Raw genomic sequence first — 12694 nt, 5'->3', positions numbered from 1 at the left:
ACTTAATTTCCTATTTTCTTAGTATCTTCTTTTGTTGTTCTGACGATTATTGGTATAGTTCGTCTTCGGACGATAATTCTGGTTCAGGCGTTCTGCCATTAGCCGGACGATATCGTCAGTCATTTGGAGTTCCCCGTTGGAGAGTTCGTACAGGTCTTCGGCGATCTTTTTGTCGTCCACTGTATCTTTGTTCCATGCCAGGTAGTCCTTCTTCATGTGGTTGCAGATGAGGGCAATCAGGTTTCTCTTTTCGTTTCCTTCGGGGAATTCGATTGCTTTCTTTATCAGCACTTCCAGTGTGCGTCCGTAGTGGCGATAACGCATACGGGCAGTGGAGTAGGGGATCGGATCCGGACGGGTCACCAAGTTGTCCTTACGGATGATTTCATACGGGTAGTCAATATCCAGCTCAAAACCGGACATGATAGCCAGATGATCCCAGAGCTTGTGCTTGAAGTCGGGCACATCACGCAAATGGGGGAACATATTTCCCATAATGTTGATGATGGTGTTGGCACAACGCTGACGTTCTGCACGATCCTGAATGGTCAACGCATAATCTACCATGTTCTGGATGCTACGCCCGTATTCGGGAAGCGGCATTCTTTTCTGTTGAGTATTGTATTGCATTTATTTAATTGAAAGTTTAAAATTAAAAATTAAAGAAGTTTTTTTGGCATGGAAGCAACGAATTCTTTCAGGTAGAAAGGTTCGAAGTAAGCCACGTCTTTATAATCTTCGTCGGCTATTGCTTTTTCTGCCAGCGGGAACATCATTTTAGCCAACGGGTGAATATTGTCGATAAAATGTGCGTTCGGATGCGTGATCTGTTCGCGGCATTTGTCGGCCCCGTTTCCAAAGAAATAAACCGGCTGCTCGTTCAGAAACTCCAAGTAAGAGTTTTCGTCTACAATATCGGCAGCTACTGCACGTTTCACCTGAAGTCTGCGGTCATAAACGGCTGCGTATACTTCCATGCGGCGGGCGTCGATCATCGGACAAAGCAAAGCGTCCTCGGGCAAGTCGTGATACAACAACACCGGAACAGTCAATACTTCCAGCGTCGGAATACCGATCAATGGGACGTTACGTCCGTAACAAACTCCTTTCGCCATAGAAACCCCGATTCGAAGTCCGGTGTAAGAACCTGGCCCGCAGCTCACTGCGACTGCATCCAAAGGGATGGCATGACTGTCTATGAAAGACAACGCTTCATCTACAAAAACTCCTAAAGACACGGCGTGTGAAGGGCCTTTCAAATCTTCTTTCACAAAAATCGTCTGTCCGTCTTGACTGGCCGCTACCGAGCAAACAGAGGTAGAGGTTTCAATATTCAGTATACACGACATAAAAATCAGCTTATTAAATTGTCGCAAATTTACATGATTATTTCCAATTCTTAAAATATTCGTGTACTTTTGCACAAAACTTTAAGGTTATGATACAGTCTATGACAGGATACGGCAAAGCTACGGCCGAACTTCCTGATAAAAAAATAAATGTAGAAATCAAGTCGCTCAACAGCAAGGCAATGGATTTATCCACTCGCATCGCTCCGGCGTATCGTGAAAAAGAGATTGAAATCCGTAATGAGATTTCTAAAGTGCTGGAACGTGGAAAGGTTGATTTCAGCCTGTGGATCGAGAAGAAAGAAACGGCAGAAAATGCGACTCCTATCAATCAAGTATTGGTGGAAGGTTACTACAAACAGATTTTGGCAATCTCGCAGAATCTTGGTATTCCTGTTCCTGCCGACTGGTTTCAGACATTGCTCCGTATGCCGGATGTGATGACTAAAACGGAAATCCAGGAACTGACCGACGAGGAATGGAAAATGGTGCATGCCACTGTGCTCGATGCTATCAGTCATCTGGTAGATTTCCGCAAACAGGAAGGTGCTGCACTGGAAAAGAAGTTCCGTGAAAAGATCGCCAATATCTCAAGCCTGCTCGAAAAGATCGCTCCTTACGAAAAAGAGCGTGTGGAAAAAGTGAAAGAACGCATCACGGATGCTCTCGAAAAGACATTAAGTGTGGATTACGACAAGAACCGCTTGGAGCAGGAATTGATCTATTACATTGAGAAACTGGATGTCAATGAAGAAAAACAACGCCTTAGCAACCATCTGAAATATTTCATCAGTACAATGGAAAGCGGTAACGGACAAGGTAAGAAACTTGGTTTTATCGCCCAGGAAATGGGTAGGGAAATCAATACGTTAGGTAGCAAGTCCAATCATGCCGAAATGCAGAAAATCGTTGTTCAGATGAAAGATGAGTTGGAGCAGATTAAGGAGCAGGTGTTGAACGTGATGTAATTTACTCACAATAAATTCATTTACGATTAGACGATTTACGATGTACGATTGAAGTTAGTATTGCGAAATAATAGTGTACACATTTGGATATTTATAAATTCAAAAAATAATATCAATCGTACATCGTAAATCGTCTAATCGTAAATAACTTAATGTCAAATAAACTTTAATAATGACCGGTAAACTAATTATTTTCTCTGCCCCGTCAGGTTCGGGCAAATCTACTATTATCAATTATCTGCTGACGCAGAATTTGAATCTTGCATTTTCTATTTCTGCTACCAGCCGTCCTCCGCGTGGTACGGAGCAGCACGGAGTGGAATATTTCTTTCTTACGCCGGAGGAATTCCGTTGTCGCATTGAGAACAACGAATTTTTGGAGTATGAGGAAGTATATAAGGACCGTTATTACGGAACGTTGAAGGCACAAGTGGAAAAGCAACTGGAAGCAGGTCAGAATGTAGTGTTTGACGTTGATGTGGTAGGTGGATGTAATATCAAGAAGTTTTATGGTGACCGTGCGTTGTCAGTGTTCATTCAACCGCCTTCGGTGGAAGAATTACGTTGCCGGTTGGAAGGACGCGGAACGGATGCTCCGGAAGTCATTGAAAGCCGTATTGCTAAGGCGGAATACGAATTGGGGTTTGCTCCGCAATTCGATTGTGTGATTGTCAATGACGATTTGGAAGCTGCGAAGGCAGAAGCGTTGAAAGTAATCAAAGAGTTTTTAGCCGAAGAATAAGACTTGAGAATGTACAAGAAGAACTGTAACACCCGAAAATGGATGTATCTGTGTGCCGTCACCGGTGTGATGAATCTTCTTGCTTTTATTGTATGCCTTTATTTTCAACAATGGGTCATAAGCGGCATTGCGCTACTTCTCACAATCAGACAAGCTATTGTTTTACCGAAGTGGAGAAAGAAAATAAAGCAAGAAAGAATAGCGGAAAATGAATCAAGTTAAAACAAGAAAAACCGGAATCTTCAGCGGGTCATTCAATCCGATTCATATCGGGCATCTCGCTTTAGCCAATTACCTTTGTGAGTATGAAGGGTTGGATGAAATATGGTTTATGGTAAGTCCGCAGAATCCTTTGAAAACGAAGGCTGAATTATGGAGTGACGAGCTTCGTCTTCAATTAGTGGAGTTATCCATCAGTGATTATCCTCGTTTTCGAGCTTCAGACTTTGAATTTCATTTGCCCCGTCCTTCGTATAGCGTATATACACTGGAAAAACTTCGTGAAACGTATCCTAACCGGGAATTTTATTTCATTATCGGTTCCGATAATTGGGAACGTTTTGGACGCTGGTATCAGTCCGAACGCATCATTAAAGAGAATCAACTCCTCATTTATCCTCGTCCCGGCTTTCCGGTAAAAGAAGAGGAATTGCCGGAAACCGTGCGTCTCGTTCATTCCCCTGTTTTTGAAATCAGTTCCACTTTTATTCGGGAAGCCTTGAGTGCAGGGAAAGATATTCGTTACTTCCTGCATCCGAGAGCTTGGGAGGCTATTAAGAAAGATAATATACGCCTTTGAATATATTATAATATGTGTCCGGCAGAATATAACGGATAATTTGTCAGCCACTCTTGTTCCCGATAATCTGACATGGAAAAACGGATGCCATGTAGTTCTGGATTCTTTTCAACAAAAGAACGCAGACTTTTCGACTGTAAATTTTCTTCAGCTTTCACTTCGACCGGAATAATACAGATTTCTTTTTGCAAAAGGAAATCCAATTCTCCTTTGGAAGTATCTGAAGACCAGTAATAGATATTCAAGCCTTTCACTGATTTCAGTTGTTGTAACACATATTGTTCGGTAATTGCTCCTTTATAATCGGTAAATAAAACATTGCCTTCCAATAATGCTTGTGGGGGGAGTCCGCTCATTGCTCCCATTAATCCGGTGTCTAGCATAAACAGTTTGAATGCGGAAAAATCTTCGTAGGCCGATAAAGGTATTCCACCTTTCTTTACCCGGTTTACTTTATAAATAAGACCGGCATCTATCAGCCATTCTATGGCCAGTTCAAAATCCTTGGCTCTTGCTCCTTCTTTTATAACTCCATAAATGAATTTGCGATTTTCTTTAGCCAGTTGTGCAGGAACCGAACGCCACACCATACGAATCCTAGGGACTTCGGCAATAGGAGCGTGTTTGGAAAAATCACGGTCATAAGAATCCAGTATGTTTTGTTGCAACTGGCGGACTTCGGTATAGTCTTTATGCTCAATAAATGCATTGACTACTTCGGGCATTCCTCCTACGAAATAGTACTGTTTAAGGAAGTCGGTGAATTTAGAACGGAAGGTAGAAATGAGGTTCCAATCTTGCTTTGCAAGCAAGCTGACAAAAGACTCTTGTCCGATAGCTTCTAAAAACTCGGAAAAAGAAAGTGGATATAGGTCTATAAAATCGACTTTTCCCACCGGGAAAGAGTCATTTTGATGCATAGCGATGCCCAGTAAAGAACCAGCTGCAATAACATGATACTGTGGCGCTTTCTCCAGGAAATATTTCATGGCTGTCAAGCCGCGTGGGGCTTCCTGAAGTTCGTCAAAAAGAATTAAGGTATCTGTATCTACTACTTTTCCGGTTACTAACTGGATAGCCATCAAAATACGTTCGATATCAAAATCTTTTTGAAAAACCTCTTTCATCACTTCATTGTCTTCGAAGTTGATGTAGGCAAACTGTTTGTAAGCAGTAGCCGCAAACTCTTTCATAAGCCATGTCTTTCCTACCTGACGGGCTCCGCGAATAATCAAAGGCTTTCGTGTAGACTTTTCTTTCCAATCGTACAATTGTTGCATTGCATTTCTTCTCATACTTCTTTCTTTTATTGTCAGCTACTTATAGGTACAAATGTAAGCACTAAAAAGGATAATAACAAAAAGTCATACCCTAAAAGTGTGGTATTTAACAAAAAGTCGACCCTAAAAGTGTGGTATATTATAGAAAGTCGTATCAGAAAAGTGTATGATGCTGCTATTTCTGTTTGTTATTGTACCAAGTTACGATACCTTACTCCGTCAATCGATGAAGAGTTATGACGATGATTTCTGCCGGAGCACCGACACGGATCGGTAACTTTGAAGTTCCTATTCCGTTTGTTATAATCAAAGGTATTTTTGCTGTATTATATGCCAGTCCGGTGATAAAACGATTGCCGTAGTGTGAGTTCAGTGCCGGGGCGACTCCGAATACACGGACTTGTCCGCCGTGTGTATGTCCTGCGAGAGCGAGGTCTGTATTGGCTACTGAAACATCTTCTATGTAATCCGGCGTATGAACTAGTAAGATGACAAAATCTTTGGGAGAGAGTGCCAAAGTGGGTGATACTCCGTTGCGCCCCAGATCGAAAGGATTGCGCACTCCGGCGATAATAATCTGCTGGCCGTCTTTACGCAGCGTGTCCACTTCGTGTTCTAACGGACGCATTCCGTAATGTTTCATAGTGTTCACAATTTCGTCGTGGCAACGTTCGTAATCATTATTACCCATCACTCCATAGGTTCCCATTGGTGTCTTTACACGTGCCAGTGCGGAAAACAAAGGTTCTACATATTCGCAACCTTCCTGATAATCACCACCCATCAAAAGAACATCTGCTTTTTGGGCAATCAATAGACGGACAAGATCGTTCAATCCTTTCTCTTTCAGCAGGCTTTTGTAATGTAAATCGGAAATAAAAGCGATGCGGAAACCTTCAAAAGCTTCAGGGACATCGCGGTGGGTGAAGTCGTATTTTACTACACGATCCACTCCTGTATAAACAGATGACACATCTACGCTGGAAGAGGTTATTTGGGTTCCACGGAGCATCCGGTCGGATTCGTACGCGTCGGTATCAGTCTCCTTTTTCTTTGTATGTTGCTTTTTGTTTTTAGAAACAGCCAGTGCTTTGAGTTTCGAGTGGTCGGGAGCGAACAGTCCGGCAATGGCGTTAGTCGTATCCGGATAAATGGAATCAGTATGTAAGACAGGGCGTGGCAAGCTAGCCACCATATTCTTTTTCGACTTGCAGGAAACAAGCAAAAGCAATGCCAACAGGATAACAGGGTAGATTGTTTTCTTCGTCAGTGGATAAATCGTTTTCTTCATCAATGGGGTATTTATTCTTTTCATCAATAGGGTATTTATTTTCTCCATCACAGGAGCATTTATTTTCTTCATCTTCTCTTAGTTTGAAGTTTTCTGGGGTGCAAAGATACGAAAAATCATGTATCTTTGTCCGTCAAAACTCTTTATAATATATTAAAGTATGGAAGAAGTAAAGCGTAACTCGCTACAAGCATGGATATTAGCTGCACGTCCCAAAACTCTTACAGGAGCCGTTACCCCTGTTCTGATAGGTACAGCTCTCGCTGCGATGGACGGGCATTTTCACTGGTTGCCGGCACTGATCTGCTGTCTGTTCGCAAGTCTGATGCAAATTGCCGCTAATTTCATCAATGACCTTTTCGACTTCCTCAAAGGGACAGATCGGGAAGATCGCCTGGGACCCGAACGTGCTTGTGCACAGGGATGGATTTCTCCGCAAGCGATGAAAACCGGGATTATTATTACGGTTGCTCTTGCCTGTCTCATCGGTTGCACATTACTTTTCTTTGCCGGATGGGAACTGATTGTCGTAGGAGTGCTTTGTGTATTATTCGCTTTTCTTTATACCACCGGCCCTTATCCTCTTTCTTACAACGGCTGGGGAGATGTACTGGTGATTGTCTTCTTTGGATTTGTGCCTGTTGGCGGAACATATTACGTGCAAGCGCTAACATGGACGCCGGATGTCACTATCGCCTCTCTGATTAGTGGACTATTGATTGATACGCTACTGGTAGTCAATAACTACCGTGACCGGGAAGCGGATGCGCGCAGTGGAAAAAGAACAGTGATCGTTCGTTTCGGTGAGAAGTTCGGCCGTTATTTTTATTTGATGCTGGGTGTTACAGCTTCTCTTCTCTGTCTGTGTTTCCTTCGTGAAGGTCATTTTTTAGCCGCTCTTCTTCCGCAACTCTATTTGATTCCTCATTTCCTCACCTGGAAACGGATGGTGAAAATATATAGTGGTAAAAAATTAAACAGCATATTAGGCGAGACTTCGCGTAATATGCTGTTTATGGGTGTTCTTATTGCAATAGGAATGTTGGTAAGTTGAAAATCATTTCCCATACATCTTTTCGTAGTAACCCTGATAATCTCCGCTAGTAACTTCTTCCACCCAAGCCTGGTTGGCCAAGTACCATTCGATTGTCTTTACGATACCGACTTCGAATTTTGTTTCAGGATACCATCCTAAAGCATTTGTAATCTTTGTAGGATCGATGGCGTAACGTTGGTCATGCCCCAGACGGTCTTTAACGAACGTAATCAGATCTTCATTGATCCAGTCGATCGAAATATTTCCGTTTTCGTCTTTCACCTTCTTTTTGAGAACCTGGCGATATTCGGGATTCTCTGCCATCAGACGGTGGATAGTTGAAATAGTCAGTTTTACGATTTCGAGGTTTGTCTTTTCGTTATGTCCGCCAACGTTGTACACTTCTCCGTCTTTACCTTCACGTACAACGAGATCAATCGCTTTGCAGTGATCTTCTACATAAAGCCAGTCGCGTACATTACTGCCGTCACCGTAGACGGGGAGATGTTTTCCTTCGAGGATATTCTTGATAATCAACGGAATCAATTTCTCCGGGAAATGGTACGGACCATAGTTGTTTGAGCAGCGGGTAATTGTTACCGGCATTTTATAAGTATCATGGTAAGCCATCACTACCATGTCTGCGCTAGTCTTAGAGGCACTGTACGGGCTGTGAGGACAAAGCGGAGTTGTTTCTGTGAAATACCCTTCGGCTCCCAGTGAACCATACACTTCGTCGGTGGATACCTGATGATAGCGTACACCTTTTCTCCAGGTAGGATATCCTTGTTCATCTTTTCCCATTACCCATGCGCGGCGTGCACAATCCAATAAGTTCTGTGTTCCGAGAATGTTGGTAATCAGAAACAGTTGCGGATTTTCAATGCTGCGGTCAACGTGACTTTCGGCAGCGAAATTCACCACATAATCAAAACGATACTCAGCAAAAAGACCGTCTACCACATCACGGCTGCAAATGTCTCCTTTGATAAAGACGCAGCGTTCGTTGTCGATGTCTTTGGCAATCGTTCCTAAGTTACCTGCATACGTCAAAGCATCCAATATCACGACTTTGATGTCGTTATGTTTGGCCAAGATGTATTTGATGTAATTTGCCCCGATAAATCCTGCGGCACCGGTCACTAGATAAGTTTTCATATTTTATTCTATTATGTTGATTTTAGGATTGTTTTGCCAATTCGATAAGATACTTTCCGTACTCGGTCTTTTCGAGTTGTTGACCTAACAGAAGCAATTGCTCCGTCGGAATCCATCCCTGACGCCAGGCGATTTCTTCAATACAGCTGACGTAGAAACCTTGCCGGTTCTGAATAGTAGCCACGAAGTTGGATGCTTCCAGCAGACTGTCGCAGTTACCCGTATCCAGCCATGCAAATCCGCGGCCGAAGAGTTCCACTTTCAATGTGCCTTCTTCCAGGTACAGGCGATTCAGGTCTGTAATCTCATATTCTCCACGTGCTGAAGGACGAAGAGCTGCTGCTTTTTCCGTCACACTGGCATCATAGAAATAGAGTCCGGGAACGGCATAATTACTTTTCGGCATTTCCGGTTTTTCTTCCAGTGAAATAACTTTCCCTTGTTCGTTAAATTCCACTACACCATAAGCGCGCGGGTCTTTTACATAGTAGCCGAAGATGCAGGCGCCTTTTTCTATATTGGCAGCCCGGCGGAGCATGGCAGAAAAGCCTTGTCCGTAAAACATATTATCCCCAAGAATCAGACAGCCCGGTTCACCGTTCAGGAAATCGGCTCCCAATACGAAAGCCTGTGCCAGTCCGTTAGGTTGTTCCTGTATTTTGTAGGAGAAAGACATACCCAGCTCCTCACCCGTTCCCAGCAAATCCCGGAACATAGGCAAGTCACGTGGAGTCGAAATAATCAACACTTCGCGTATTCCTGCCAACATCAGTGTCGACAATGGATAGTAAATCATCGGCTTGTCATACACAGGCATGATTTGTTTGGAAATCGCTTTGGAAAGCGGATAAAGTCGGGTGGCACTACCACCGGCCAGAATAATTCCTTTCATGTTCGTCTGAGTTATTCATTAACAGTGTGCAAAGGTCGGAAAGAATTCCGACGTGGCAAAATTTTAAAATAATTTTTCAGTCAGGCGGGGACATTTATTTTATTTGTCCGCCAGTTCGATAACTTCCAAGTCCTGAAACGCCCCTTGATTGATAACAAAACGCACCAAAGTCCGCACCTTATGGAAACCAGACATACCTGCAGCTCCCGGATTGATATGTAACATATCCAGCGTTTTATCATACTTCACCTTTAATATATGCGAATGTCCGCTGATAAAAAGCTTGGGCGGTCGCGTCATCAGACTACCGATGATGGAAGGATCGTACTTTCCCGGATAACCGCCGATATGTTTTATCAGTACTTCCGCACCATCCACCGTGAAACGATTTATTTGAGGATACAGTTTTCTGATTTCCTGTCCGTCAATGTTTCCGTACACCGCCCGGAATGGACGGAATGCGGCTAACTTTTCCGCTACTTCCAGCGAACCGATGTCTCCGGCGTGCCAGATTTCGTCGCACGGTTCAAAATATTCCAGATATTTCTCATCCCAGTAAGCGTGAGTATCAGATAATAATCCAATTCTTGTCATAAAATTCTTTGTTTAATCCCACAAAGATACTATATTTGGAAAAATCTTAAAGCACATGGAAAGCAAATATAATTATTTCAAGCGAGATATAAGTTGGCTCTCATTCAATTACCGCGTATTGTTGGAGGCTCTGGACGAGCGTCTGCCGCTTTACGAACGTATCAACTTCATCTCTATCTACTCTTCCAACCTCGAAGAGTTTTACAAAATCCGTGTAGCCGACCATAAAGCTGTTGCTTCCGGCGCTACGGAAAGCGATGAAGAAACCGTACAGTCAGCCCGCGAACTGGTAGAGGAAATAAATAAAGAAGTCACCCGCCAGCTGGATGACCGTGTACGCATCTATGAACAAAAAATACTGCCTGCCCTGCGCAAAAATCATATCATCTTTTATCAGGACAACCATGTAGAACCGTTCCACCAACAGTTTATCAAAGACTTTTTCCGGGAGGAAATCTTTCCCTACCTGCAACCTGTGCCTGTATCCAAAGATAAAATTGTCTCCTTCCTGCGGGATAACCGCCTTTACCTGGCAATACGAGTCTATCCGAAGAAAGAAGAAAAAAACAAAGGAGAAGAACCTAAAGAAAATATAGAAAAATATACCGGAGAGTGCATAAATGAAAGAAATGACGGAGAAGGTATAAAAGTAGGCATGGAAGCAGCAAGGCCAAATGTAACAGACCTCCGACAACCCCTTTACTTTGTGATGAAACAACCCTACGCCAAAGTGCCCCGCTTCATCGAACTTCCGTCTCGCGAGAAAAATCATTATTTGATGTTTACCGAAGACATCATCAAGGCAAACCTCAACCTGATCTTCCCCGGCTACGATGTCGACTCCAGTTACTGCATCAAAATTTCCCGTGATGCTGATATATTGATTGACGACACCGCCAGCAGTGCCGACCTCGTCGCCCAACTTAAGAAGAAAGTGAAGAAACGCAAGATCGGTGACGTCTGCCGTTTCGTCTACGACCGTGCTATGCCTTCTGAATTCCTGGACTTCCTTGTGGATGCCTTCCGTATTCAGCGTGACGAACTTGTCCCCGGTGATAAGCATTTGAACCTCGAAGACCTGCGTCATCTTCCCAACCCGAACAAATCCCTTCATAGCCTCGAAAAACCGAAGCCGATGAAGCTGACCGTCCTCGATGAGAAAGAATCCATTTTCAATTACGTCGCCAAAAAGGACCTATTATTATATTACCCTTATCACTCTTTCGAGCACTTTATCCACTTCCTGTATGAAGCCGTGCACAACCCGGAAACCCGTGAAATCATGGTAACTCAATACCGCGTAGCGGAAAACTCCGCCGTCATCAACACCCTGATAGCCGCCGCCCAAAACGGCAAGAAAGTCACCGTATTTGTGGAACTGAAAGCCCGCTTTGATGAAGAAAACAACCTTGCCACCGCCGAAATGATGCAAGCCGCCGGTATCAAGATAATCTACAGCATCCCTGGTTTGAAAGTGCACGCCAAAGTAGCCTTGATCCGTCGTCGCGGATTAAACGGTGAGAAAATCCCCAGCTACGCCTACATCAGCACCGGCAACTTTAACGAAAAAACCGCCACCCTTTACGCCGATTGCGGTCTTTTCACCTGTCGCAAAGAAATAGTGGCCGACCTCTATAACCTCTTCCGTACCCTGCAAGGAAAAGAAGACCCGAAGTTCACCACCCTTTTGGTAGCCCGTTTCAACCTCATTCCCGAATTGAACCGCCTGATCGACCGCGAAATATCCCTTGCAGACGAAGGCAAGCAAGGACGCATCATCCTAAAAATGAACGCCCTCCAAGACCCTACCATGATAGACCGCCTCTACGAAGCCTCCGAACACGGTGTACAAATCGACCTTATCGTCCGTGGTATCTGTTGCCTCATCCCCGGACAGTCATACAGTCGTAACATCCGTGTCACCCGTATTGTAGACAGTTTCCTCGAACACGCCCGCATCTGGTACTTCGGCAACGACGGCACCCCCAAAGTATTCATGGGCTCTCCCGACTGGATGCGCCGTAACCTCTACCGCCGCATCGAAGCCATCACCCCCGTTCTTGCCCCCGACCTGCGTGACAACCTGATCGAAATGCTCGACATCCAACTCGCCGACAACCAAAAAGCCTGCTGGGTAGATGATAAGCTGCAAAACATATTCAAAAAAAGAACACCCGGCACCCCTGCCGTCCGAGCCCAATACACCTTCTACGACTGGCTAAACAAAACTAACAGCTAACATCAAATCCTTTCCGCAGCAACTATGCTGCGGAAAACACATCATTGCAAAACACATCATTACAACCATACCCCAGCCCCCCCCATCGTACATACGATCACAATGACCTGCACCCCGCATGGTTTCCCGGCCTACTTTTTTCTCCGTCAAGCGAGCGCCCGTAACGTAGCGTCAAGAAGGGCAGACTGTTTGAGCGTAGCGAGTTTCTGCCCTTTAGCGAAGTGAAGGAAGCGAGTAGGAGAAAAAAGTCAGCCTTGAATTTTTCTTTGCTTCTTTCTTTTGTTTCAAGACAAAAGAAAGATGATTGTAATACAATTGTAACATGTATGACACCTCCCTGCAACGT

At 44.1% G+C, this 12694-nt stretch carries 12 protein-coding genes; 5 read left to right on the top strand and 7 right to left on the bottom strand.

The window, feature by feature from the left end; genetic code table 11:
* Positions 1-18: 18 nt before the first annotated feature.
* Positions 19-630 carry a DUF4290 domain-containing protein gene (locus DW173_RS17670; RefSeq protein WP_004316998.1) on the bottom strand — a complete coding sequence of 204 codons (612 nt, stop codon included), beginning with the start codon at positions 628-630 and terminating at the stop codon, positions 19-21.
* A gap of 29 nt (positions 631-659) precedes the next feature.
* Positions 660-1349 carry a tRNA (adenosine(37)-N6)-threonylcarbamoyltransferase complex dimerization subunit type 1 TsaB gene (gene tsaB, locus DW173_RS17665; RefSeq protein WP_004316997.1) on the bottom strand — a complete coding sequence of 230 codons (690 nt, stop codon included), beginning with the start codon at positions 1347-1349 and terminating at the stop codon, positions 660-662.
* Between the two features lie 89 nt (positions 1350-1438).
* Between tsaB and DW173_RS17660 the strand changes: the two genes are divergently transcribed.
* The 3 genes from DW173_RS17660 to nadD all read left to right on the top strand — a co-directional run bounded on the left by DW173_RS17660 (position 1439) and on the right by nadD (position 3858).
* Complete coding sequence (locus tag DW173_RS17660; RefSeq protein ID WP_004316996.1) at positions 1439-2317, top strand: YicC/YloC family endoribonuclease; 879 nt, start codon at positions 1439-1441, stop codon at positions 2315-2317.
* A gap of 172 nt (positions 2318-2489) precedes the next feature.
* Entirely contained in the window at positions 2490-3059 is a 570-nt protein-coding gene (gene gmk, locus DW173_RS17655; protein WP_004316995.1) for a guanylate kinase, read from the top strand.
* A gap of 208 nt (positions 3060-3267) precedes the next feature.
* Entirely contained in the window at positions 3268-3858 is a 591-nt protein-coding gene (gene nadD, locus DW173_RS17645; protein ID WP_120144889.1) for a nicotinate (nicotinamide) nucleotide adenylyltransferase, read from the top strand.
* A gap of 5 nt (positions 3859-3863) precedes the next feature.
* Here nadD and DW173_RS17640 read toward each other — a convergent pair whose 3' ends face one another.
* Together DW173_RS17640 and DW173_RS17635 are read right to left on the bottom strand one after the other, a co-directional pair.
* Positions 3864-5153, bottom strand: coding sequence for an ATP-binding protein (locus DW173_RS17640; protein WP_004316992.1), 1290 nt, complete (start codon positions 5151-5153; stop codon positions 3864-3866).
* 196 nt (positions 5154-5349) lie between these two features.
* On the bottom strand, positions 5350-6429 hold the full coding sequence (locus DW173_RS17635; RefSeq protein WP_120144911.1) for a metallophosphoesterase: 1080 nt from the start codon (positions 6427-6429) through the stop codon (positions 5350-5352).
* A gap of 160 nt (positions 6430-6589) precedes the next feature.
* Here DW173_RS17635 and DW173_RS17630 point away from each other — a divergent pair, with 160 nt between their 5' ends.
* The gene (locus DW173_RS17630) at positions 6590-7483 is read left to right on the top strand and encodes a 1,4-dihydroxy-2-naphthoate polyprenyltransferase (RefSeq protein ID WP_120144888.1); all 894 of its coding nucleotides are present in this window, start codon (positions 6590-6592) and stop codon (positions 7481-7483) included.
* 3 nt (positions 7484-7486) lie between these two features.
* On the opposite strand, the gene rfbB is transcribed toward DW173_RS17630, so the two are convergent.
* The 3 genes from rfbB to DW173_RS17615 form a co-directional block, all read right to left on the bottom strand.
* A complete protein-coding gene (gene rfbB, locus DW173_RS17625) occupies positions 7487-8623 on the bottom strand; it encodes a dTDP-glucose 4,6-dehydratase (protein ID WP_008026598.1) in 1137 nt (378 codons plus the stop codon).
* A gap of 22 nt (positions 8624-8645) precedes the next feature.
* Complete coding sequence (gene rfbA, locus DW173_RS17620) at positions 8646-9515, bottom strand: glucose-1-phosphate thymidylyltransferase RfbA (protein ID WP_008026599.1); 870 nt, start codon at positions 9513-9515, stop codon at positions 8646-8648.
* A 99-nt stretch (positions 9516-9614) separates the two neighbouring features.
* Positions 9615-10109, bottom strand: coding sequence for a metallophosphoesterase family protein (locus tag DW173_RS17615; RefSeq protein ID WP_009038686.1), 495 nt, complete (start codon positions 10107-10109; stop codon positions 9615-9617).
* Between the two features lie 55 nt (positions 10110-10164).
* Between DW173_RS17615 and ppk1 the strand changes: the two genes are divergently transcribed.
* Positions 10165-12348: a polyphosphate kinase 1 gene (gene ppk1 / locus DW173_RS17610; RefSeq protein WP_117809291.1), complete on the top strand. Its 2184-nt coding sequence runs from the start codon at positions 10165-10167 to the stop codon at positions 12346-12348.
* Positions 12349-12694: the final 346 nt, after the last annotated feature.

It is taken from the genome of Bacteroides sp. AM16-13 (genome assembly GCF_003602705.1).
Classification (GTDB): Bacteria; Bacteroidota; Bacteroidia; order Bacteroidales; family Bacteroidaceae; genus Bacteroides; species Bacteroides xylanisolvens.
Note: the sequence above shows the minus strand (reverse complement) of the source record. Positions and strands in the feature narration are given on the sequence as shown.